At 70.1% G+C, this 23,096-nt stretch carries 21 protein-coding genes and 2 tRNA genes; 19 read left to right on the forward strand and 4 right to left on the reverse strand.

The genetic code is table 11. The features are described from left to right. Positions 1-314: 314 nt before the first annotated feature. From proB to ACIBK4_RS33230, 5 genes are all read left to right on the forward strand, one after another. Complete coding sequence (gene proB, locus ACIBK4_RS33210) at positions 315-1,421, forward strand: glutamate 5-kinase (RefSeq protein WP_399000806.1); 1,107 nt, start codon at positions 315-317, stop codon at positions 1,419-1,421. A 146-nt stretch (positions 1,422-1,567) separates the two neighbouring features. Then, on the forward strand, positions 1,568-2,026 hold the full coding sequence (locus ACIBK4_RS33215; RefSeq protein ID WP_019063252.1) for a hypothetical protein: 459 nt from the start codon (positions 1,568-1,570) through the stop codon (positions 2,024-2,026). Between the two features lie 94 nt (positions 2,027-2,120). Further along, positions 2,121-3,407: a glutamate-5-semialdehyde dehydrogenase gene (locus tag ACIBK4_RS33220; protein WP_399000709.1), complete on the forward strand. Its 1,287-nt coding sequence runs from the start codon at positions 2,121-2,123 to the stop codon at positions 3,405-3,407. A 93-nt stretch (positions 3,408-3,500) separates the two neighbouring features. After that, the gene (locus ACIBK4_RS33225; protein ID WP_393755495.1) at positions 3,501-4,109 is read left to right on the forward strand and encodes a hypothetical protein; all 609 of its coding nucleotides are present in this window, start codon (positions 3,501-3,503) and stop codon (positions 4,107-4,109) included. Positions 4,110-4,198: 89 nt separating this feature from the next. Then, positions 4,199-5,290: a hypothetical protein gene (locus ACIBK4_RS33230; protein ID WP_399000712.1), complete on the forward strand. Its 1,092-nt coding sequence runs from the start codon at positions 4,199-4,201 to the stop codon at positions 5,288-5,290. 171 nt (positions 5,291-5,461) lie between these two features. Here the strand turns inward: ACIBK4_RS33230 and ACIBK4_RS33235 are convergent, their stop codons facing one another. After that, positions 5,462-6,592: a M48 family metallopeptidase gene (locus tag ACIBK4_RS33235; protein WP_399000714.1), complete on the reverse strand. Its 1,131-nt coding sequence runs from the start codon at positions 6,590-6,592 to the stop codon at positions 5,462-5,464. Positions 6,593-6,693: 101 nt separating this feature from the next. On the opposite strand from ACIBK4_RS33235, the gene ACIBK4_RS33240 reads away from it, so the two are divergent. The 7 genes from ACIBK4_RS33240 to ACIBK4_RS33270 all read left to right on the forward strand — a co-directional run bounded on the left by ACIBK4_RS33240 (position 6,694) and on the right by ACIBK4_RS33270 (position 11,099). Next, positions 6,694-6,855: a hypothetical protein gene (locus ACIBK4_RS33240; protein ID WP_033285921.1), complete on the forward strand. Its 162-nt coding sequence runs from the start codon at positions 6,694-6,696 to the stop codon at positions 6,853-6,855. 164 nt (positions 6,856-7,019) lie between these two features. After that, positions 7,020-7,181, forward strand: coding sequence for a hypothetical protein (locus ACIBK4_RS33245; protein WP_033285922.1), 162 nt, complete (start codon positions 7,020-7,022; stop codon positions 7,179-7,181). Between the two features lie 68 nt (positions 7,182-7,249). Beyond that, on the forward strand, positions 7,250-7,939 hold the full coding sequence (gene nadD, locus ACIBK4_RS33250) for a nicotinate-nucleotide adenylyltransferase (protein WP_078652786.1): 690 nt from the start codon (positions 7,250-7,252) through the stop codon (positions 7,937-7,939). Positions 7,940-7,955: 16 nt separating this feature from the next. Further along, on the forward strand, positions 7,956-9,662 hold the full coding sequence (locus ACIBK4_RS33255; protein ID WP_399000716.1) for an LCP family protein: 1,707 nt from the start codon (positions 7,956-7,958) through the stop codon (positions 9,660-9,662). 164 nt (positions 9,663-9,826) lie between these two features. Next, the gene (rsfS, locus tag ACIBK4_RS33260; protein ID WP_266768610.1) at positions 9,827-10,270 is read left to right on the forward strand and encodes a ribosome silencing factor; all 444 of its coding nucleotides are present in this window, start codon (positions 9,827-9,829) and stop codon (positions 10,268-10,270) included. Continuing rightward, entirely contained in the window at positions 10,267-10,932 is a 666-nt protein-coding gene (locus ACIBK4_RS33265; RefSeq protein WP_033285926.1) for a histidine phosphatase family protein, read from the forward strand. The genes rsfS and ACIBK4_RS33265 overlap by 4 nt, the downstream gene beginning before the upstream one ends. Before the next feature lie 94 nt (positions 10,933-11,026). Continuing rightward, a tRNA-Ala gene (locus ACIBK4_RS33270) sits at positions 11,027-11,099 on the forward strand. A gap of 70 nt (positions 11,100-11,169) precedes the next feature. Here the strand turns inward: ACIBK4_RS33270 and ACIBK4_RS33275 are convergent. After that, complete coding sequence (locus ACIBK4_RS33275) at positions 11,170-12,015, reverse strand: helix-turn-helix transcriptional regulator (protein WP_399000719.1); 846 nt, start codon at positions 12,013-12,015, stop codon at positions 11,170-11,172. 214 nt (positions 12,016-12,229) lie between these two features. Here ACIBK4_RS33275 and ACIBK4_RS33280 point away from each other — a divergent pair, with 214 nt between their 5' ends. The 4 genes from ACIBK4_RS33280 to ACIBK4_RS33295 all read left to right on the forward strand — a co-directional run bounded on the left by ACIBK4_RS33280 (position 12,230) and on the right by ACIBK4_RS33295 (position 14,292). Then, on the forward strand, positions 12,230-13,606 hold the full coding sequence (locus ACIBK4_RS33280; RefSeq protein ID WP_399000721.1) for an MFS transporter: 1,377 nt from the start codon (positions 12,230-12,232) through the stop codon (positions 13,604-13,606). 69 nt (positions 13,607-13,675) lie between these two features. Continuing rightward, positions 13,676-13,849, forward strand: coding sequence for a hypothetical protein (locus ACIBK4_RS33285; protein WP_019063265.1), 174 nt, complete (start codon positions 13,676-13,678; stop codon positions 13,847-13,849). Between the two features lie 3 nt (positions 13,850-13,852). Further along, entirely contained in the window at positions 13,853-14,086 is a 234-nt protein-coding gene (locus ACIBK4_RS33290; RefSeq protein WP_003976229.1) for a hypothetical protein, read from the forward strand. 133 nt (positions 14,087-14,219) lie between these two features. Continuing rightward, positions 14,220-14,292 (forward strand) — tRNA-Ala (locus ACIBK4_RS33295). Positions 14,293-14,418: 126 nt separating this feature from the next. Here ACIBK4_RS33295 and ACIBK4_RS33300 read toward each other — a convergent pair. Both ACIBK4_RS33300 and ACIBK4_RS33305 read right to left on the reverse strand, forming a co-directional pair. Continuing rightward, positions 14,419-16,032 carry an NADH-quinone oxidoreductase subunit NuoF family protein gene (locus tag ACIBK4_RS33300; RefSeq protein ID WP_043676445.1) on the reverse strand — a complete coding sequence of 538 codons (1,614 nt, stop codon included), beginning with the start codon at positions 16,030-16,032 and terminating at the stop codon, positions 14,419-14,421. After that, positions 16,029-17,363 carry a cytochrome b/b6 domain-containing protein gene (locus tag ACIBK4_RS33305; protein WP_399000724.1) on the reverse strand — a complete coding sequence of 445 codons (1,335 nt, stop codon included), beginning with the start codon at positions 17,361-17,363 and terminating at the stop codon, positions 16,029-16,031. Before ACIBK4_RS33305 ends, ACIBK4_RS33300 begins: the two co-directional genes overlap by 4 nt. 447 nt (positions 17,364-17,810) lie before the next feature. On the opposite strand from ACIBK4_RS33305, the gene leuS reads away from it, so the two are divergent. The 3 genes from leuS (at position 17,811) to ACIBK4_RS33320 (ending at position 22,552) form a co-directional block, all read left to right on the forward strand. After that, positions 17,811-20,690, forward strand: coding sequence for a leucine--tRNA ligase (gene leuS, locus ACIBK4_RS33310; protein ID WP_399000726.1), 2,880 nt, complete (start codon positions 17,811-17,813; stop codon positions 20,688-20,690). A gap of 176 nt (positions 20,691-20,866) precedes the next feature. Then, complete coding sequence (locus tag ACIBK4_RS33315) at positions 20,867-21,598, forward strand: hypothetical protein (RefSeq protein ID WP_399000728.1); 732 nt, start codon at positions 20,867-20,869, stop codon at positions 21,596-21,598. 108 nt (positions 21,599-21,706) lie between these two features. Then, positions 21,707-22,552 (forward strand): DegV family protein, encoded by an 846-nt coding sequence (locus tag ACIBK4_RS33320; protein WP_399000730.1) that lies wholly within the window; start codon positions 21,707-21,709, stop codon positions 22,550-22,552. The last annotated feature ends 544 nt before the right edge of the window (positions 22,553-23,096 follow it).

The raw sequence follows: 23,096 nt of genomic DNA on the forward strand, positions 1-23,096 counted from the left end.
ATAGTGCAGCCCGGTGGGGGCTGGTCGCGCAGTTCCCCGCGCCCCTAAAAGACATCGGCTGGCCTGTGTTTTCAGGTCGCGCCCGCGCGGGGGAGCCGCAATTCGGCACAGTCCCGCGCCACTGAAAGACATCGGCCGACCTGCGTTTTTAAGGGGCGCGGGGAACTGCGCGACCAGCCCCCACCGGGCCGCACCCGGCACTCAACCCTCCTGTCCGCGACCTGGACCAACGTGCACAGCCCAACCCGGTTCGCGTAGATTGCCACCCCGACCTACCCGAGGGGACCGCGCACGTGGCAGGGGCAAGGCAGGCCGTGACCGAGGCCCGCAGGATCGTCGTCAAGGTGGGTTCCTCGTCGCTGACCACCGCCGCAGGCGGCCTGGACGCCGACCGCGTCGACGCACTCGTCGACGTCCTCGCGAAGAGCCGCAGCGGCGGAGAGAAAGAGGTCGTCCTCGTCTCCTCCGGCGCCATCGCCGCCGGCCTCGCCCCGCTGGGACTCCGTCGCCGCCCCAAGGACCTCGCCCGGCAGCAGGCCGCCGCCAGCGTGGGCCAGGGACTCCTCGTCGCCCGCTACACCGCGTCCTTCGCCCGGTACGGCATCCGCGTCGGACAGGTCCTGCTCACCTCCGACGACATGAGCCGCCGTTCCCACCACCGCAACGCCTCCCGCACCCTCGACAAACTCCTCGCCATGGGCGCCCTCCCGATCGTCAACGAGAACGACACCGTCGCCACGGACGAGATCCGCTTCGGCGACAACGACCGGCTCGCCGCCCTCGTCGCCCACCTCGTCCACGCCGACCTGCTGGTCCTCCTCTCCGACATCGACGGCGTCTACGACGGCGACCCCAGCAAGCCGGGCACCTCGCGGATAGCGGAAGTCCGGGGGCCGTCCGACCTCGCGCACGTCGAGATCGGCAGCGCGGGCAAGGCCGGCGTCGGCACCGGCGGCATGGTGACCAAGGTGGAGGCGGCCCGGATCGCCGCCGCCGCCGGCATCCCCGTCGTACTCACCAGCGCGGTCCACGCGGCCGACGCGATGGGCGGGGGCGACACGGGGACCTATTTCCACGCCACCGGAAAGCGGTCCGCCGACCGACTGCTCTGGCTGCAGCACGCGTCCACCCCCCAGGGCTCGTTGACGCTCGACGACGGTGCCGTGCGCGCGGTCGTACAGCGCCGGATGTCCCTGTTGCCGGCCGGAATCGCCGCCGTCGAGGGCGAGTTCAGCGCGGGCGACCCCGTCGAACTCCGGGACGGCGAAGGGCTCGCGGTCGCCCGGGGTCTCGTCAACTTCGACGCCAAGGAGATCCCCCAGCTGATCGGCCGCTCCACCAGGGAACTGGCACGGGAGCTGGGACCGTCGTACGAGAGGGAAGTCGTACACAGGGACGACCTGGTGATCCTGCACCCGTAAAACAACCGAAACGTCCGCCTCCCCGCGGTGGACCTTCCGTAAAAGCGCCACGCGGACGGCTTCGGCCTGCTCAACTTTGTCTCGGGGACACATTCCGCGCGAGCACCGCAGCTCGACCACTGCGTAAGGAGGCCGTCGTGAGACGAGTGCGCCCTGGGGCGGCGGCGTCCCGCGGTGGTGCGACCTCCCGCGCGCCCGGCGAGGAGCGCACGCTGACCAGCGTCGCGGCCGGCGCCCGGTACGAGGGCGAGGAACCCAAGGACCTCCCCCGGCTCTGGCATGTCACCCTCAGCGTCTCCGGTGGCGAGGCCCCGCTGAAGGAGGTGCGGCGCGGTCTGGAACAGCTCGCCCACGACCACCCCTTTCTGCTGACCAGCCGCTACGCCAACGACCACGCGGAGATCCGCTACTGGGAAGAGGCCCGCGACCTGCACGACGCGGCCGCCGTCGCGCTGCGCCTGTGGGGCGAGCACCGCCAGACCGCGAAGCTGCCGCCGTGGGAGATCGTCGGCCTGGAGGTCATCGACCGCGAGACCTACCACCAGCGCATCTCCGAGGGGTACGGCCCGCTGCCCGCGACCCCCGTCGGCGTACATCCGTTCTGACGTCTGGTTTGAGCCGTCTTCGGGGCCTTCCGCGCTTGTCTCGCGGTTTGGTACAGCCGCTGGACGTCCCCGCAGGGCGCACTACCCTTCCCTCATGACCACGCTCTCGCCGTACGACTCCCTGTCCCCGGTCACGCAGGCCGCGTACCGCGCCAAGTCCGCCGCCGCCGACCTCGCGCCGCTGCCGCGTGCCGAGAAGGACGACGCGCTGCTCGCCATCGCGGACGCGCTGGAAGTCCGGACGAGCGAGATCGTCGAGGCCAACGCCAAGGACATCGCCAAGGCCCGCGCGGCCGGCACCAGCGAGGCGATCATCGACCGGCTGACGCTGACCCCGGAGCGCGTGCGGGCCATCGCCTCGGACGTACGGGACGTCGTCGCGCTGCCCGACCCGGTCGGCGAGGTCGTCCGCGGCTCGACCCTCCCGAACGGCATCGACCTGCGCCAGGTCCGCGTCCCGCTCGGTGTCGTCGGCATCATCTACGAGGCCCGCCCGAACGTGACCGTGGACGCGGCCGCGCTGTGCCTCAAGTCCGGCAACGCGGTGCTGTTGCGCGGCTCGGCCTCCGCCTACGAGTCCAACACCGCCCTCGTGCGGGTGCTGCGCGACGCCGTCGGCGGGGCCGGACTGCCCGCCGACGCCGTGCAGTTGGTGCCCGGCGAGAGCCGCGAGAGCGTGCGCGAGCTGATGCGCGCCCGGGGTCTCGTCGACGTGCTGATCCCGCGCGGCGGCGCCTCCCTGATCCAGACCGTCGTCAGCGAGTCGACCGTCCCCGTGATCGAGACCGGCGTCGGCAACTGCCACGTCTACGTCGACGCCGACGCCGACCTCGACATGGCGATCGACATCCTGATCAACTCCAAGGCCCAGCGGCCCAGCGTCTGCAACGCCGCCGAGACCCTCCTCGTCCACCAGGACATCGCCCCGGAGTTCCTGCCGCGCGCCCTGGACGCCCTCGCCGAGGCCGGCGTCACCGTGCACGCCGACGAGCGTGTCCTCGCCTACGCCAAGGACTCCGAGGCCACCGTCGTCGAGGCCACCCCGGAGGACTGGGACACCGAGTACCTCTCCTACGACATCGCCGCCGCCGTCGTCGACTCGCTCGACAAGGCCGTCCAGCACATCCGGCTGTGGAGCTCCGGCCACACCGAGGCGATCGTCACCGGCTCCCAGCAGGCCGCCCGCCGCTTCACCCAGCTGGTCGACTCCACCACCGTCGCCGTGAACGCCTCCACGCGCTTCACGGACGGCAGCCAGTTCGGCTTCGGCGCCGAGATCGGGATCTCCACCCAGAAGCTGCACGCACGGGGCCCGATGGGCCTGCCGGAGCTGACGAGCACCAAGTACATCGTCACGGGCGACGGGCACATCCGCCGCTGAGGTCGTGCCGTTTGGCATATGCGATGGGCATAACGGCTCGTCGGGGGAGAGGCGTCTCACTCAACGGATGAATTTCCCTACCGCCTGCCCAAATTGACCCCCCAGGTCTACTCTGGAGAGGTGCCGGAGGACGTGGGGGGCAGGCCGTTTCCCGACGGCTGGGAGCCCGACGACGACCACGACCGCGGAATGTCGGACGAAGAGTTCGCATCCGTGGTCTTTGACGAGGCCTTCATACGGGCGGCCGTAGTACACGAGCCGACCGCGGTCGAACGCCTCCTGGCCGCCGCGCAGGCAAGAGCCGAGGCCTCCGAGGCCGAAGCCCGCCGCGCGCAGCACGGCAGACGCGCACGCGGCGACGACGATCCGTTCGAGGACGCCTACGGGCGCGAATTCGGCCATGATCCGGAACTCGACGACCTCGACGACGCCGATCTGGTCGAGGGCCGCTACGGCGCCCCGGGGACCTACGGCAAACAGGTCCGCTGGCACCGCCCCGTCGCCTGGCTGCTCGCCCTCGTGATGGGCATCGGCATGGTCGCCCTGGCTTTCTCGGCGGTCTACCGGGGCGCGTCCTCGGGCGGCCGCGACCGCGTCCCGCCCCCGGCCTCCACCGGCGTGGAACAGGGCACGGCGGCGGCACCCTCCGCTTCCGCCGACAACTCCCAGCCACCGCTGTCCGCGGTACCCCGCACGCCCTGAGCGAGCTGTGACGGGCTCGGTGAGAACCTGTCAGAACTTGTCGTGTAGCAGGGCGTTTACCTGAGGCTCCGGAGACCTACTCTGAAAGTATGGGCGGTCCAGGAGACCCACCCGAGGGGATGCCCGAGGGCGCTCCCGGTGGTGGTGAGGACGAGTACCGATCCGTCGTCTTCGACGAGTCGTTCGTCCGCGCTGCCCGCCTCCAGGAGTTCTCCGCGCGGGAGCGCATGGCCGACCACGCCCCCGCCGTCCGCCGCCGCCCGGCCCTGCGCCGCGGTCTCTCCCGCCAGGCCCTGATCCTGGTCATGCTGATCGCCGTCGCCTTCGGCACCGCGATCTACATGGGCGTACGGCACCCCTATACGACTCCTACGGCCCAGCAGCCCGCCGAGCCGCTGCGGATGACCGTCATCCCGCTGTCCCCCCAGGGCGAGGTCCCGGGGGCGGCCGACGCCGAGTACCTCTACGCGCACAGCCCCGCCGCGCAGTTCGGCGTCGGCGCCGAGGGCGTACCGCTGCCGGCCGCGCGGCGCACCGCGCACTTCTCGGACAGCCAGGTCATCGCCGCCCTGAGCACCGCCAAGGACTACATCGTGGAGTCCTCGCTCTACCCGGCGGTGCTCACCGGCGGACAGATCCGCCCCGCGCGCGTCCTCGTCGACCCGGACCAACTCGACCAGTTCGACCAGAGTTTCGAGCACCCGACCGCCGACGGCCGGCACGAGCCCACCGGATGGCTGGTTCGCTTCGACCCGGCACGCGTCCAGCTGGCCGACCCCAAGATCCGCGTCCAGGGCACCCTGGAAGCCACCGAGACCGACTCGTCCACCCTCGAAGTCACCGCCGACGGAACCTTCGTCTACGCCCTACGGCCCACCGGCTCGACGGTCGAGACCGGCTCCGGCGACAAGGCCGCCCAGGTGTCCCTGTTCACCGTCCGCCGCGAACTGCACTTCCGCTTCGACCGCGACGACCTGCGCATGCACCAGGCCCAACTCGTGCTCTCCTACGTCGAGGCCGGGCCCCTGTCCTGCGCCGAGGACTCCGTGACCCAGCTGCGCCCCCTGCTCGCCGGCCAGACCGCCAAGGCGGGCGGCCCGGCCGGTACGGACCCGTACGCGACGGGCAGCGCGACGTCGCTGTGCGGAACGCTGGCGACGAGCGCGCAGCCGAAGGTGTGAGTTTCCTGAATTTCCGCGCCGGGGGGGCGTGCCCGACAAGGGCTCTTCGCCGCCATGGCTGTTGGCCCCGGCTGTCGCCTTGCCTCTCGCCCTGCCTGTCGTACGCGAGCGGGGCCGACCCCTCCCCGTCGTGGGCGAGGTCGGCCCCGTAGGCGAGGGGTCAGGTGCGGGTCAGTTCTCGTCGCGCGGCGGTGTGTCGTCCGTCGGCGGCTGCTCCGTGCCGTTGGCCGAGCCCGTCGGCGGCTCGCCCTGCGGGGCCGAGCTCGCGAAGCCGCCGAAGCCGCGCCGCACCCGGCCGCCCAGGTCGCCCGCGCCGCCGGCGAAGTCGCTGACCAGCTTCATCAGCGGGTCCTTGGAGTTCTTGACGTTGCTGGCGTAGCTCGCCGCCGACTCGCGGAACGAGTCCGTCACCGAGGTGTCCTTGTCCTCGCTGCGCCGCGGGTAGTGGCCGTCCATGATCCGCTGGTAGTCGCGGGACTCGGCCCACTTCTTCAGCTCGGCCGCCCGCACGGTGGTGAACGGGTGGGAGCGGGGCAGCACGTTCAGGATCTTCAGCACCGAGTCGCGCAGGTCACCGCCCGACTCGAACTCCTCGGCCTGCTTGAGGAAGGCGTCCACGTTCATCTCGTGCAGGTGGTTGCCGCCGGCGATCTTCATCAGGCCGCGCATCGAGGCCCGCAGGTCCTGGCCGACCAGCAGACCCGCGCGGTCGGCGGACAGCTCCGACTTGCGGAACCACTCGCGCAGCGCCGTCACGATCGCCAGGATCGCGAGGTTGCCCAGCGGGATCCAGGCGACCTTCAGGGCCAGGCTGGTCAGGAACAGCAGGATCGTGCGGTACACGGAGTGGCCGGACAGCGCGTGGCCCACCTCGTGGCCGACGACTGCCCGCATCTCCTCCTCGTCGAGCAGCTCGACCAGGCCGGTGGTGACGACGATGATCGGCTCGTCCAGGCCGATGCACATCGCGTTGGGCTGCGGGTCCTGGGTGACGTACATCGGCGGGACCTTCTCCAGGTCCAGGATGTAACAGGCGTCCCGCAGCATGTCGTTGAGGTGCGCGAACTGCTGGTCCGACACGCGCACGGAGTCGGACAGGAACAGCAGCCGCAGACTGCGCTCGGGCAGCAGCCCGCTGAGCGCCTTGAACACCGTGTCGAACCCGGTCAGCTTGCGCAGCGCCACCAGGGCGGAGCGGTCGGCCGGGTGCTCGTAAGCACGCGAGGAGATCCCCGGGAAGCGCCTGCGCTGCCTGCTCGGTACGTTCTCGTGCCCGTTCTGCTCGTGGCCGTCTTCGGACATGTGGTCCCCCAAGTGCGTGTGTGTGCCCTGAGTGCCCCCGAAGCAGAGCCCAGCCTAGGCGGAGATACCGTTGACGGGCAGTACAGCGAAGGAGTCAACGCATGGAGCCCCATTCCGCAGCCGCCTGGCTCGCAGAGGCCGCGAGCGCCGCCCCCCGGCAAGGGTCGGGGGATCTGCTCAGGGTCGTACTGATCGTGATGTTCCTCGGCTGCATCCTGACCGCGTGGTTCCTGCTGCGCGGGTACAAACAGAAGGACGACTGAGGCGCCCGTCGAGTTCCCTGTCGCGTTCAGATCGGTCGCCCAACGGCCTCCGGCCGGCCGCCCGTCGGCTTCCAATGGCGGAGTCGGCGTGATCGTCGCCGGGGTGCCCGCTTACCATGGGCCGACATCTTTATCCCGCCCACACCGGATAGGTTCTGCTGAAGATGAGCATCCACGGCACCGCTGCCCAGTTGGTCACCCTTGCCGCCGAGGGGGAGGGTGGGGGCAACCACGAGAGCCTCCAGCCGATCATCACCGGTGGCGGCGCGTTCATCGTCCTGATGCTCCTGCTGTGGATCACCACCCGCTTCAACCGCGACCGCTAGGGTCTGTCCCTTTCTGTCCGCCGGACGGGTCTCGGGGCCTTCACACCGGGCCGGTAGGGTCTGCACGCATGGGAGAGCAGGACATGCCTACCGGTCCGGCGAACGACACGACGCGCGGCACGGAGATCCGAATGGCGAACGGCCCGCGCAACAACGGCCCGTCGAACCCCGGCAAGCGCCGTCTCGGCGTCATGGGCGGAACGTTCGACCCGATCCACCACGGACACCTCGTGGCGGCCAGTGAGGTCGCCGCGCAGTTCCACCTGGACGAGGTGATCTTCGTCCCGACCGGCCAGCCGTGGCAGAAGACCGACCGCAAGGTCGCCCTGGCCGAGGACCGCTACCTGATGACGGTCATCGCGACCGCCGAGAACCCCCAGTTCTCGGTGAGCCGTATCGACATCGACCGCGGCGGTCCCACGTACACCACGGACACCCTGCGCGACCTGCGCGCGATCAACCCCGACGCGGACCTCTTCTTCATCACCGGCGCCGACGCCCTCGGCGCGATCCTGACCTGGCGGGACGCTGAGGAGCTGTTCTCCCTCGCGCACTTCATCGGGGTCACCCGCCCCGGCCACACGCTGACCGACCCGGGTCTCCCGGAGGGCGGCGTCTCGCTGATCGAGGTTCCCGCACTGGCCATCTCCTCAACAGACTGCCGTGCGAGAGTCGCGAAGGGCGATCCCGTCTGGTACCTGGTGCCCGACGGAGTCGTGCGCTATATCGACAAGCGCGAGCTGTACCGCGGCGAGTGAGCCGAGAGGGGCACCGGTGAACGACCGATACGACGCCGGGTACGGCGGCGACCAGTACGAACTCGTCGGCTACGACGAGTACAACCAGCCTGTCTACCGCCAGGTCCCGGCCCAGCAGACCCAACAGCCCCCGCAGCAGCAGCCGTACGACCCGTACGGCCAGCAGCAACAACAGGGCTACGCCTACGACCCGTACGCGACCGGCACCCAGCAGCAGCCCCCGTCCTACGACACCGGTACGTACGACACGGGCCAGCAGCAGGCGCCCCAGTCCGGCTACGACCCGTACGCCACCGGGACGACGACGGCCTACGACCCCTACGGGCAGACCGCGACCAGCGGACAGCAGCCCCGGGTCGCCGAACAGACCGCCTACATCCCGCAGCAGGGCGGCCCGGCCGAGGACACGGAAGCCCCGAAGACCCCGGAGACGGGTGAACGGGACTACCGCACCGAGCAGTTCGCCTTCGTGGAGGAGCCGACCGACGACTCCGAGGACGTCATCGACTGGCTGAACTTCACCGAGAACCGCACCGAGCGCCGCGAGGAGGCCAAGCGCCGCGCCCGCGGCCGCATGGTCGCCCTCGTCGTGGTCCTCGCGCTGGTCGCGTCCGGCGGTGTCGGCTATCTCTGGTACGCCGGGAAGCTCCCCGGAGTCTCCTCGTCCGCCGCGAAGTCGGGCACCACGACGGCCGCCGGCGCCCAGAACCGCGACGTGATCGTCGTCCACCTGCACAACACCGCGAAGGGCGGCACCTCTTCGGTGCTGCTCGTCGACAACACCACCCTGAAGCAGGGCACTACCGTGCTGCTGCCCAACTCCCTCGCCCTCACGGACGACGACGGCAACACGACGACGCTGGCCAAGTCGGTCGGCGACGACGGCACCTCCGGGACCGTCGACCAGCTCAACACGGTCCTCGGCACCGACATCGAGGGCACCTGGCGCCTCGACACCCCCTACCTCCAGAACCTGGTCGACCTCGTCGGCAACATCGACCTCGACACCAACGCCGACGTGCCCGACCCGGCCGCGACGAAGAAGAACGCGGCGCCCCTCGTCCACAAGGGCAAGGACCAGACCCTCAGCGGCAAGATGGCCGTCGCCTACGCCACCTACCGCGCCTCCGGCGAGGCCCAGAACGCCCAGCTGGAGCGGTTCGGCCAGGTCATGCAGGGCGTGCTGCGGCAGCTGACCTCGGACCCGACGGCGGCGACCACCACCGTGCAGACGCTGGCCCAGATCCTGGACCCGCCGCTCACCGACAAGGACCTCGGCACCTTCCTCGCCAAGCTCGCCGACCTCGCCAAGAGCGGCGACTACAAGACGGCCCTGCTGCCCGTCCAAAACGACGGCACCCTGACCGCGCAGGCCTCGGCCAGCGTCGTCAAGGACATCCTGGGCGGCACCGCGAAGAGCCCCGACGAGGGCTCGGCGGTCCGGGTCGCCGTCCAGAACGCCACCGGCGTCAAGGACGACACCGAGAAGGCCCGCGTCGTCCTCCTCAACGGCGGCTTCACCTTCCTGGAGGCCGGCACGGCGTCCGGGACCTCGGCCACGTCCAAGATCACGTACTCCGACGCGGCCGACAAGGAGAACGCCACCGAGGTCGCCAAGACCCTGGGCCTGCCCACCAGCACCGTGACCAAGGGCACAGTCTCGGCGAACGCGGACGTCTCGGTGATCCTCGGCACCGACTACAAGCCGTCGTCGGCTTCATGACGCCGTAGCCGCCGTAGCCGCGCCGTCGTGATGGAGAGCATGCCCCGGAGGCCGGAGCCGGTGTCCCGACCGGCTTCCGGGGCGTGATCCGTTATTCACGTGGGGTGCCGTCCGCGGTCCGTGAGACCCTTGAGGTCTGTTGACCGCCGACCGAAAGCCGCGTAGTGACCGCCACTGACCGCTCCATCGAGCTCATCTCCGCCGCCGCCCAGGCGGCCGCCGACAAGCTCGCGCACGACATCATCGCCTACGACGTCAGCGATGTGCTGTCGATCACGGACGCCTTCCTGCTGGCCTCCGCTCCCAACGACCGTCAGGTCAAGTCGATCGTCGACGAGATCGAGGAGCGGCTCAACAAGGAGCTCGGCGCCAAGCCGGTCCGCCGCGAGGGCGACCGTGACGCCCGCTGGATCCTGCTCGACTACGTCGACATCGTCGTCCACGTCCAGCACAGCGAGGAGCGCGTCTTCTACGCCCTGGAGCGGCTGTGGAAGGACTGCCCCGAGCTGGACCTCCCCGCCGAGGCCAAGGCCACCCGCGGCAAGGCTGCCGAGCACGCCAAGCTGCAGGCCGAGGAGGACGCCTCCGAGTTCGGGGAGGTGCGGTGACCGCCGGGGCCGACGGCCGCAAGGCGGGCCGGGGTCGACGCGTCATCCTGTGGCGGCACGGCCAGACCGCGTGGAACGTGGAGCGCCGCTTCCAGGGCACCACGGACGTCGAACTCACCGAGACGGGCATCGGCCAGGCCCGTCGCGCCGCCCGGCTGCTGGCCTCCCTCAAGCCGGACGCGATCGTCGCCTCCGACCTGAAGCGGGCGGCGAACACGGCCGCCGAGCTGGCCGCCCTCACCGACCTCGACATCACCCACGACGAGGGCCTGCGGGAGACCTACGCGGGCGTCTGGCAGGGGCTGACGCACGAGGAGATCATCGCCCGCCACGGCGAGGAGTACGCCGCGTGGAAGCGCGGGGAGCCGGTGCGCCGCGGCGGCGGCGAGCTGGAGACCGAGGTGGCCGACCGGGCCGCTCCCGTCGTGCTGCGGCACGCCGAGAAGCTGCCCGAGGACGGCACCCTCGTGGTGGTCAGCCACGGCGGCACGATCCGCACCACCATCGGACGTCTCCTCGGTCTGGAGTCCCAGCACTGGGAGAGTCTCGGCGGCCTCTCCAACTGCTGCTGGTCCGTGCTCGGCGAGGGCGCCCGCGGCTGGCGCCTGCTGGAACACAACGCCGGCACGCTCCCGGAACCGGTGCTCGGCGACGACGACTGAGCGGCCCTCCAGGGCCCCGACCCCGGATTTCACTTTCCGGCAGGTCGCAGGCTAAAGTTCTTCTTGTTCGCCCCGCCGAGCGGGAAGAACGCAAGGGGCTATAGCTCAGTTGGTAGAGCGCCTGCATGGCATGCAGGAGGTCAGGAGTTCAATTCTCCTTAGCTCCACAGATCGACACTCTTGAGTTGTCAAAGATCGAGAGTCGTTCACGATCGAATCGATGAGATCCCATCCCTTTCAGGGGTGGGATCTTTTCGTCGCTGTCAGCGCCTCCGCGCGGAGCCGAGTCTCCTCGTCGGCCGGGGTGTAGACCACGATCCGGCATTCCGGCATGCCGTTGACCGACAACGACACCGACGTCATCCGCATCTCGCCCACCTCCGCATGCCGGAACGTCTTCACCCGCCGCCCCGGCTCCGCCACGTCCCCGCTCTTCCACAGCCGCGTGAAGAGCGGGCTCGCCGCCGACAGCCCGCGTATGAACTCCTCCCAGGCGGGCTCGCCGGTATGCAGTCCGTAGGCCGAGCGCAGCATCGCCACCATCACCGGCAGCTCGGTCTCCCGGAACATCAGCGGCGACTCCGCCTCCGGCACCGCGAACAGCCGCCACAACACGTTGGGCACCGGGCCGTCCGACAGCGGTTCTGTCCCGACCACGTCCTGGTAGACGGAGTTGGCGGCCAGGATGTCGAACCGCGAGTTGTAGACCACCGCCGGGCGTGGCTCGAGGGCGTCGAGGATGCCCTGGATCTCCGGCCCCACCGTCTGCGCGAGCACTTCCGGAGGATGCGCGTACGGCACCTCGGCCAGGTGGTACAGATGCTCCCGCTCCGGCGCGTCGAGCCGGAGCGTGCGCGCCACGGCGTCCAGGACCTGCGCCGACGCGTTGATCGGACGCCCCTGTTCGAGCCAGGTGTACCAGGTGACGCCCACCCCCGAGAGCTGCGCGACCTCCTCGCGGCGCAGCCCCGGCGTACGCCGACGGAAGCCCGGCGGCATGCCGACGTCGTGCGGTGTCACCCGGGCGCGCCTGCTGCGCAGAAACGCGGCCAGCTCAGGCCGGCGGCGCTGTGTCGTCCCCATCCCCATCCCCGTCGTCACATCCCCCATACTCGGCGCCCGACCCGGCCCCTGCCAGGTGCTGCCAGTACCAGCATCGGTGGGCTCTCGGCACCCGTATCCGAGCGCCCCCACGCTCGACGGCATGACGACAACACCCCGGACGGAACCGGATTCCGCACCCGTCCCAACTCCTGCCACCAGTAAAGACCCTGGCACTGACAATCGCCGTGGGCCGATGCTCGCGGTCCTGCTCGCGGCCATGTTCATGGCGCTGCTCGACGTGTTCATCGTGAACGTCGCCGCCCCCACCATCGGCACCGAACTCCACGCGTCCGGCGCCGACCTGCAGCTGGTGATCGCCGGCTACACCATCACGTACTCGGTGCTGCTGATCACCGGCGCCCGGCTCGGCGACCGGCTCGGCCACGCCCGGGTCCACCTCGCCGGACTCGCCCTCTTCACCACCGCCTCGCTCGCCTGCGGACTGGCTCAGGGCTCGACCGAGCTGATCGTGTTCCGACTGATCCAGGGATCCGGCTCGGCGCTGATGCTCCCTCAGGTGCTCAGTCTGATCCAGCGGAACTTCATCGGCGAGGCGCGGGTGCGGGCGCTCGGCCTGTACTCGGCGATCGTCGCCGTCGGCGCCGCGGCGGGGCAGATCGTCGGCGGCGTCCTCGTCAGCGCCGACCTGTTCGGCACGAGCTGGCGGCCGGTGTTCCTCGTCAACGTGCCCGTGGGCGTCGTACTCCTGTTCCTCGGCAGGCGCGTGCTGCCGAGGGACGGCGGGGCGGAGCCGGAGCGCGCGCGGGCCTTCGACGTGCCGGGTCTTGTGCTGCTCGCCTCGGCGGTCTCGCTGCTGACGGTGCCGCTGGTGCTGGGGCAGGAGGAGGGCTGGCCGCTGTGGTCGTGGCTGTCGCTGATCGCGGCGGCCGTCCTCTTCGCATCGTTCTGTGTGTACGAGTCCCGGCTTGCCCGGCGCGGTGGAGCCCCGCTGATCGCACCACGTGTCCTGCGTCACCCGGGCATGGGGCTCGCCGTCTTCCGGATCCTGGCCGTGATGGCCGTCAACGCCGGTTTCCTGTTCGCGCTCACCCTGCACGTCCAGGGCGGCCTCGGCTTCAGCGCGCTGCGCGCCGGTCTCACCTTCGCGCCGACCGCGGTCGTCTTCGGAGTGGTCGGCCTCACCTGGCGGAGGTGGCCGGCGTCCTGGCAGCGGGCGTTGACCCCGCTCGGATTCCTGCTCACGATTCCGTCCGTGCTGGGAGTCGGCCTGGCGTTCGAAGGCGGTGACCGCGGCGGGGCCGTACTGTACGTGGCGTACGTCGGCGTGGGGGCCGGGCTCGCGCTCGCCTTCAGTCCGACGCTGACGCGGGCCCTGGCGACGGTGCGGCCCGAGGACGCGGCGGACGCCAGTGGTCTGCTCTCCACGGTCGCGCAGCTGGGTCAGCTGCTCGGGGTCGCGGTTTTCGGCACACTGTTCTTGAACCGGCTTGAGTCACTTGGGGCCCCGGGGGCGTATACCTCTGCGGAGGCGCTTTCGGCGTGCATGTTCGCGCTGGCGGGGACGGCCGCGGTGGGGGCCGTGTCCGGACTGGTACTGAGGCGTCGCTGACCGTATTGGTCCGGCCGTGGCAGAATCAAACGGCCGGAAGGGGGCGCGGCCCGACGGGAGGGAGTAGCGATGCCTGCGAGCATCATCGAGGAGGTCGACCACCTCTTCGATGCGGCGTTGATACGGGATACCATCACCCGCCTGAGCTGCCCTTCCTGCGGTTCCGCCCACGTGGCCCAAGTCCTTGGTGACAACGGCGGAGTTTCCTACGTGTGCACGGCCTGCGGCCACAGCTGGAGCTGATCGATGGGTGCACACAGGCGAAAGTGCGACTGGTGCGGCAGTGGGACGCCGATCGTCCGTGACATGGAACCGGTGAATCCCGACTACCAGTACTGGTGCGAGGAGTGCGCGCGGGCGCTGATCATAAAAGGCGATCCGATCGAGACGTACCGCGAACTCGAGGGCGAGCCGATCTACGGTCGACTCCTCGAAGAGCACTGCACTTTGAAACGGTTCTATTCCTTCGTCACCGCTTGACTCCGGCCGGGACCCCGCGAGGAGGTCCCGGCGATCAGGGTCACGACCAGGGTGACGGAAACGATTTGGTGGTCCAGAGGGTCCACCGGTAATGTTGGCGTCGCCGCCGGGGAGACCCGGTAGGACACCGCACGGGGCTATAGCTCAGTTGGTAGAGCGCCTGCATGGCATGCAGGAGGTCAGGAGTTCAATTCTCCTTAGCTCCACAGAAGTCGAAGGCGGGTCATCCCACAGGGTGACCCGCCTTCGGTGTGTTCAGGGGCAGTTGGCGCCGTTCACGGAGCAGCGGGCCGCACCCTTCTTAAGAAGAGGGCGGCCCGCTGCTCGTGTGCTCAGCGGCCCAGAGCCCGTCGGCCGCGGCCCTGGGAGAGGACCGGCAGGTTGCGGGAGGGGCCCTTGTCGCGTGCGGTCTCCTCCTCCAGGCGGAGGGCGAGCGCCGGGCAACGGCGCACCGCGCGCAGGGCTTTCGCCTCCGCGTACCGGGGCACCTGGGCCTGCGCGACGGTGGGGAAGCCGTCGGCGCCGAGTTCGAAGACCTCCGGGAGGATGTCCGCGCACAGTCCGTGGCCCCGGCACAGCGTCCAGTCGACGTAGATCTTCTGACGGCTGGGACCGTTGTCCTCGGGCTCCGCGCCGCTGGTGATGCCCGCGGGGAGCTGGCCGCCCTCGAAGAGCGGCAGAACGCCCTCCACGGGCCTTCCGCAGCCGTTTCCGAGGACGTGGGCGGCGAGGTCGTCCGTGAACGCCTTGATGGTCGACTCCAGGAACATCGCGGAGCCGTCCGGGTGCGAGCACGCGCCGCGCCGCTTCACGGCCTTGGCGACCTGCTTGAGCGCCTCCAGGGCGGCCGGGCCGCCGCCGTTGAGGATGTCCTCCATGCCGCGCGCGGCGGCGGGCAGACCGAGGTAGCAGGGACCGCACTGTCCCGCGCTCTCGTCGGCCAGCCACTGGGCCACGCGCAGGGACTCGCCCAGCGGGCAGGTCTCCTGGGTGATCGGCATGATGGCGCCCGCGCCGAGCGCACCGCCCACCGCGTCAAGGGAGTTGCGGGAGACGATCGCCTCGTTGACCGTCGCCGCGTCGATCCACTTGCCGTGGTAACCGCCCGTCAGCACACCCTGGGGGACCGGCGGGGCGCCGGCCAACTGCAGGACGTAGCGCAGCGGTACGCCTGTGGGGACCTCGATCACCATGGGGCGCGCGACCGCTCCGGAGACCGTGAGCATGACGGTGCCGGGCTCGTCGTAGAGACCGGTGTTGCCGTAGCGCTCGGGGCCGATGCGGGCGGCGATGGCGAGTTGGGCGAACGTCTCGGCGTTCGACAGCAGCGTGGGGGCGCCGCCGACGCCGTTCTGGGAGGCGCTGACCTTGCGGCCGGGCGGGATCGCCGGGCCGCCGTCGATCGAGCGGATCAGCGACGCGGCGGCACCGGTGACCATCCGGACCGGGTTGCGCTGGACGAACGCCTTCAGTGCCGAGCGGCGGGTGTTGCTCAGGCCGCGTTCGGCGAGCGCGGCCTCCATGGAGCGCTGCGTCGACTCACGGGTGACCCCCACCACGAGCGTGCGGGCACCCAGGGCCTCGGCGACCAGGAGGGCGCCGTCCAGGATGAGGTGCGGGGCACGGTTGATGAGCACCGTGTCCTTGCGGCAGGCCGGCTCGTCCTCACTGCCGTTGACGACGACGACCGGTCGTACACCGCGCTTGATCGCCGCCTCGGCGACCGACCGCAGCTTCTTGTGGAAGGGGAAACCCGCGCCGCCGCGGCCCTTCAGGTTGATGGCCTCGGAGAGCTTCGCGAGCTGCTCCCCGCCCATCGGTTCGAGTGGCCCATGCACCTTTAGGTGCATGGGTAGATCAAGCCGCTCGACAAGGTCGAAGCCAGACGTGAGCTGAGGAAGGCCGACCACGCGGACTTCTGGGACGTCGGGCAGGGCCTCGTTCACCTATAGCCTCCGGAAGGCGTGTTCCAAGGTTCGCCCGAGCCGCCCTGCGCGTCGAAGTCGTACGAAGCGTTGGGCGTTTGATCAGTGGCGGGACCGCTGTTGTACGTGTCATTGGGGTTGTACGTACCGGAGGCACCGTTCGACTCACCGGTGGGGTACACGTATCCCTCGCCGTACCCGCCCGTGCCCGCATTGTTGTTGTACGTCGGGATGTTGTACCCGGTGTCCTGGAGCGGGTCGTAGGCCGACGGGGGCGCCTCGCCGACCGGCGGCGGCGACGGGACCGGCCAGGTCCCGGAGGTGCTGCCACCGCTGTCCGCGCGCGGGACCGCCTGGGTGTTCTGCATGTCCATGGGCACGTTCATGTGCGAGATCTGGTCGGTGACGTACGGCATCTGACCGGTGGACTCCGGTGTGGCGGTGCGGTAGGCGGCCGCGAAAGTGTTCGTGTCGGGCTCCGGGGTCATGGACCTCGTCTCGTACGCGCCGGCGGAGTCCACGCGCGGCATCGAACCGGTCTCGGTGAACGAGGGCTGCCGCTCGGACCGTCGGCCCTCGGCCGGACGCCGGCTCTCGAAGCCCGGCAGCGTGGACTCGCCCACGCGGCCCCGGCTCGCGTCGAGTTCGTCCAGGCCCGCTCGCTCCTCGTTGCCCAGGAGCATGGCGACCTTGTTGGCGAACTTCCGCTTGAACGGGCGGGGCGCCGAGCGCAGGGCGAGAGCCGCGGCGACCCCGACCAGGCACAGCTCGTACGAGATCATGAAGAACGGCTTCGCCGCGCGGCCCGCGAACAGGCCGTGGATCAGCGCCGCGCACCAGGCCGGGTAGGCCAGCATGTGCATCGCGCGCCAGCGGGCGGCGACCGGCGCGGGGGACGCGAACTGGTTGCGCAGGGCGCCGGTGATGCCCACGAAGATCATGAGCAGGCCGCCCAGGGAGCCCAGGCCGATGAGCCCGGCGCTGCCCTTCACACCGAGGCTGAAGGGGATCAGCGCGGCGATCAGGACGGTGTGGTCGAGCGCGAGCTTGACCGTGATGTGCACCACCAGGAAGGCGATCGAGCCGACGGCGGTCACCCGGTGGATGCCCTGCGCCACGATCCGCTGGCGGATGTTGAGGATGACCCGGTCCTGGGCGACGAGCCCCCAGATCACCGAGCAGGAGAGGGAGACGAGCGAGAGAACGCCCGCACCGAAGTTGAGGAAGTCCTGTACCTGGCTGCCTCCGGCCAGCACGAACACGGGTATGAAGATCAGGACGACGAGGCTCACCACGCCATAGGCCGAGCGGCCCGGCTTGGGGAGCGAACTGGTACTACGACGAGCGTTCATGGGGGCAACTCCGAGCAGTATCGGGAAAGCGGTCCCGCTGCCGAACTCTAAGTGGCTCCATACCGGTGGGTACGAGGTTTGAGTTATTGCGTTGTTATCAAACGACAATGCGCTTGCTGTGATGTCCTGTAGTGGGTGGTACGCGAAGGTAATCCTTGAGCCGGGGTCGGTCCACGCCGCTGTGGACAGGGTGCCAAGGGTGATACGGAAGCGCGTCGCGTTGTGCTCAAGGGCTGCGGTACTCTGACGCCATGCGTGCTGTACGCCTTCTGCTTAGCGAGCCGCGCTGATCAGTCCCGACCACCGACGAACGGTGAGGTCGGAATCGGCGCGGCGTCCCCTCCTGTGCGAGGGGATTTTTCATTTGCTGGATGTCCGTCCATGGCGGATGTCGCAGCCTGAATGTCGCAGCCGCTGGCAGAGACGATCGATGGAGCTTTGAGGATCATGAGCGAGACGAACCCCGCTGCCGCCGCCGAGGTGGTCGCCCCGCACCGCTACACGGCCGCGATGGCCGCGGACATCGAAGCACGCTGGCAGGACTTCTGGGATGCCGAGGGCACCTACGAGGCGCCGAACCCGACCGGCGACCTGGCCGGCGACCCCGAACTGGCCGCCCGCCCCAAGAAGTTCATCATGGACATGTTCCCGTACCCCTCCGGTACGGGCCTGCACGTCGGCCACCCCCTGGGCTACATCGCCACCGATGTCTTCGCCCGGTACCAGCGGATGACCGGCCACAACGTGCTGCACACCCTGGGCTTCGACGCCTTCGGCCTGCCGGCCGAGCAGCACGCCGTCCAGACGGGCGAGCACCCCAGGATCACCACCCTGGCCGCCATCACCAACATGAAGTCCCAGCTGCGCGCGCTGGGCCTGGGCCACGACAAGCGCCGGTCGTTCGCCACGATCGACCCCGAGTACTACAAGTGGACCCAGTGGATCTTCCTGCAGATCTTCAACTCCTGGTACGACGACGAGGCCGGCAAGGCCCGCCCGATCGCCGAGCTGATCGCCCAGTTCGAGACCGGTGAGCGTGCCGTACCGGGGCACACGCGCGCGTGGCCCGAGCTGAGTGCCGCCGAACGTGCCGACGTCCTGGGCGAGTTCCGCCTGGCGTACGCCTCCGACGCGCCCGTCAACTGGTGCCCCGGGCTGGGCACCGTGCTGGCCAACGAGGAGGTCACCGCCGACGGACGCTCCGAGCGCGGCAACTTCCCCGTCTTCAAGGCCAAGCTGCGCCAGTGGAACATGCGCATCACCGCCTACGCCGACCGGCTGCTGGCGGACCTGGAGGAGCTGGACTGGCCCGAGGCCATCAAGCTGCAGCAGCGCAACTGGATCGGCCGCTCCGAGGGCGCCCGCGTCGACTTCCCCGTGGACGGCGAGAACATCACCGTCTTCACCACCCGCCCCGACACCCTGTTCGGCGCGACCTACATGGTGCTGGCGCCCGAGCACCCGCTGGTCGACAAGTTCACGCCGGGCGCCTGGCCCGAGGGCACGCGCGACGCGTGGACCGGCGGTCACGCCACCCCGGCGGAGGCCGTCGCCGCGTACCGCGCGCAGGCCGGCACCAAGTCCGACGTGGAGCGGCAGGCCGAGGCCAAGGAGAAGACCGGCGTCTTCACCGGCGCGTTCGCGACCAACCCGGTCAACGGCGACCGCATCCCGGTCTTCATCGCCGACTACGTACTGATGGGCTACGGCACCGGCGCGATCATGGCCGTCCCGGCGGGCGACCAGCGCGACTTCGACTTCGCGCGCGCATTCGAGCTGCCGATCACCTGCATCGTCGAGCCGACCGACGGCCGCGGGACGGACACGTCCACGTGGGAGGACGCCTTCGGGTCGTACGACGCGAAGATCATCAACTCCTCGAACGACGACATCTCCCTGGACGGCCTGCCCGTCGCCGAGGCCAAGGCCCGCATCACGGAGTGGCTGGCCCGCAAGGGCATCGGCGAGGGCACCGTCAACTTCCGCCTGCGCGACTGGCTGTTCAGCCGCCAGCGCTACTGGGGCGAGCCCTTCCCGATCGTCTACGACGAGGACGGCATCGCGCACTCGCTGCCCGAGTCGATGCTGCCCCTGGAGCTGCCGGAGGTCGAGGACTACTCGCCGCGCACCTTCGACCCGGACGACGCTGATACGTCCCCGGAGACGCCCCTGTCCCGCAACGCGGACTGGGTCAACGTCACCCTGGACCTGGGCGACGGCCGCGGCCCCCAGAAGTACCGCCGCGAGACCAACACCATGCCGAACTGGGCCGGTTCCTGCTGGTACGAACTGCGCTACCTGGACCCGCACAACGACCAGAAGCTGGTCGACCCGGCCATCGAGCAGTACTGGATGGGCCCGCGCGAGGGCATGCCGCACGGCGGCGTCGACCTGTACGTCGGCGGCGCCGAACACGCCGTACTGCACCTGCTGTACGCCCGCTTCTGGTCCAAGGTGCTGTTCGACCTGGGGCACATCTCGTCCCCGGAGCCGTTCCACAAGCTGTTCAACCAGGGCATGATCCAGGCCTACGTCTACCGGGACAGCCGCGGCTTCCCGGTGCCGGCCGCCCAGGTGGAGGAGCGCGACGGCGCCTACTACTACGAGGGCGAGAAGGTCTCCCGGCTGCTGGGCAAGATGGGCAAGTCCCTGAAGAACGCGGTCACTCCGGACGAGATCTGCGACGAGTACGGCGCCGACACCCTGCGCCTGTACGAGATGGCCATGGGCCCGCTGGACGTGTCCCGGCCGTGGGACACGCGCGCGGTGGTGGGTCAGTACCGGCTGCTGCAGCGGCTGTGGCGCAACGTCGTCGACGAGACGACCGGCGAGGTCACCGTCGTCGACACCGAGCCCGACGAGGACACGCTGCGTGCCCTGCACAAGGCGATCGACGGAGTGCGCCAGGACCTGGCGGGCCTGCGGTTCAACACGGCGATCGCCAAGGTCACCGAGCTGAACAACTACCTGACCAAGGTGGGCGGTGCCCTGCCGCGAACGGTCGCCGAGTCGCTGGTGCTGCTGATCGCGCCGCTGGCCCCGCACATCGCCGAGGAGCTGTGGCGCAAGCTGGGCCGCACCGACACGGTGGTCCACCAGGACTTCCCGGTCGCCGACCCGGCGTACGTCGTCGACGAGAGCGTGACCTGCGTCGTGCAGATCAAGGGCAAGGTCAAGGCCCGCCTGGAGGTCTCGCCGACGATCTCCGACGCCGAACTGGAGAAGGTCGCGCTGGCCGACGAGAAGGTCGTCGCCGCACTGGAGGGCGCGGGCATCCGCAAGGTCATCGTGCGGGCGCCGAAGCTGGTCAACATCGTTCCGGCGTAGCTGTTCCGCCGGTCCGGCGCGGTCCTTCGACGGGCGGCCGGACCGGGTCGGGGCGAGCGCCTCGGGGTAGTCCCCTACGGGCAGGTCCAGGGTTCCGGTGGAACTCCGGACCTGCCCGTAGCGTTTACCGTTGAAGAGCGGCGCGGCGTGTGCCGCCCGGAGCCGGTGGAGGAGCGTTGGAAGCCGTGATCACAGTCTTCGCCCTTCTCTTCCTGCTGTTCGTGGTCGTGGGCGGCTATGCGGCGGTCAAGGCCGTCGGCGCGGCCAAGCGCGGCGTCGACCGTACGGTCGCGCAGGCCCGGCGCTCCGTCGAGGACCACACCCTGCGCGCCAAGTCCTTCGCCCAGCCCGGCCCGCAGGGACAGGTGGCCCAACTCCGCCTCGCACTGCGGACGTCGATGCGCGCGACCCAGGACGCGCTGCACGCGGGCGTGCCCGAGGACGAGTCCCTCAAGGAGTCCCTGGGCCTCTTCGAGCGGCTCAGCGCGCACGGCCGTGAACTCGACGGCGAGCTCAGGCGCCTGGAGTCGGAGCCGGACCGCAAGACACTCGCCGAGCGACTGCCCGCCCTGCGCGAGCGCACCGAGCGCATCACGAAGTCGGCGGACTCACTGCGCTGGGCCGCCCGCGACCGCGCCGGCCGCTTCGCGGAGGACGACCTGGACACGTTGAGTGCCCAGATAGACATGGAGGCCGGCGCCCTCCGCCACTGGACGAAGTCGGAGCACACCACTCCGCCGTGGCCCGATGCCCCGCCCGCCGACGCCGCTGCCGGACAGCAGACCTGGCCGGAGACTCCGCGTTCCCGTCCCGCCGCCGAGGAGCCCGCCCCGTCCGCCATCACCCCGCCGGGACGGCGCCCCAGCTACCCCTGGCAGAAGAAACCCCGCCCGGAGAGCACGACTTGATCGCGCGGCACGGTGTGCGTGTGCGATGTGTGATGATCCGGCCGGTTCCGGCCCAGGTGAAAGGGGTCGGGCTGCCGCCCGGCCGCTACGGCAGGTAACCTCCAGCTCATGTCCCGCCATGTCGCGATCGTCACCGATTCAACGGCCTACCTGCCGCCGCTGACGATGGAGCGCCACGGCATCACAGCGGTGCCGCTGACCGTGGTCCTCGGCGACCGGGCGCTCGAAGAGGGCACCGAGATCTCGACCCGCTCCCTGGCCCAGGCCCTGCAGAAGCGCCGCCCGGTCACCACCTCGCGCCCCAGCCCCCAACGCTTCGCGGAGACCTACCGCAAGGTCGCCGAGTCCGGCGCCACCGGCATCGTCTCCCTCCACCTCTCCGCCGAACTCTCCGGCACCTACGACGCGGCCGTCGTCGCCGCGCGTGAGGCACCGGTGCCGGTGCGGGTCGTGGACACCGGCATGGTCGCGATGGCCCTCGGTTTCTGCGCACTCGCCGCGGCCGAGACGGCGGAGGCGGGCGGCACGGTGGACGAGGCGGTCACGGCCGCGGAGAAACGGGCCGCCGGCACCTCCGCCTACTTCTACGTCGACACCCTCGACTATCTGCGCCGGGGCGGCCGTATCGGCGCGGCACAAGCCCTGTTGGGCTCCGCGCTCGCCGTGAAACCGCTGCTGCAACTGGAGGGCGGGCGCATCGAACTCCTGGAGAAGGTACGGACGGCGTCGAAGGCGATCGCCCGCCTTGAGGAGCTCGCGGCGGACCGTGCGGGCAGTGCGCAGGTCGACATCGCCGTCCACCATCTCTCCGCGCCGGAGCGGGCGTCGGCGCTCGCGGATCGGTTGCGGGTGCGGGTGCCGGGGCTGGCCGATCTGCATGTGAGCGAGGTCGGGGCGGTGATCGGGGCGCATACCGGGCCTGGGTTGTTGGGGGCTGTGGTTTCGCCTCGGTGACGGGGTTTGTCGGGGAGGGCGGCGCGCGTACGGGCGGCGTGCGTACGGGGAGCCCTTGTACGGCTAACGCTCGTACGGGTGACGGAGTTATCCACAACTGGGCTGTCGTCCCCGGGAATTGACCAAGATCATCGCGAAGTCGCGGAATGTCCGATCCTCGGCACATGGCACTTCGATCACGCTCACACACAGCGACTGCGACCAGCGGCCCGGGCCGCGCCCCGTCCTCCGACGGCCGAACTCGGCATCGCCGCGCGCCTGTACGGGGACGGGCACATCGTCAGGCCTCGGCGGAGGAGCTTCGGCGGCGGGCGGAACTGCTCTTTGGTGAACGGGGCCAGGGGTGGGGGGAGTTGGGGAATGGGCCGCCGGGCGGGGGTGGGGGTGAGGGCGCGGGTGCGGGTGAGGACGCGGGTGCGGGCTCTGGTTCGGCGGAGGCCGAGGTGGCGGGGGCTTCTGTCCCGCCTCTGACCGAGGTGGGGGTGCTGGGCGTTCCGCCTGTGGTCAGGGCGGCGGGGCTTCGTTTTCCGGCGCCTGTTGATGC

Origin of the sequence: Streptomyces sp. NPDC050528 (assembly GCF_044457795.1) — a bacterium.
Taxonomy (GTDB): domain Bacteria; phylum Actinomycetota; class Actinomycetes; order Streptomycetales; family Streptomycetaceae; genus Streptomyces.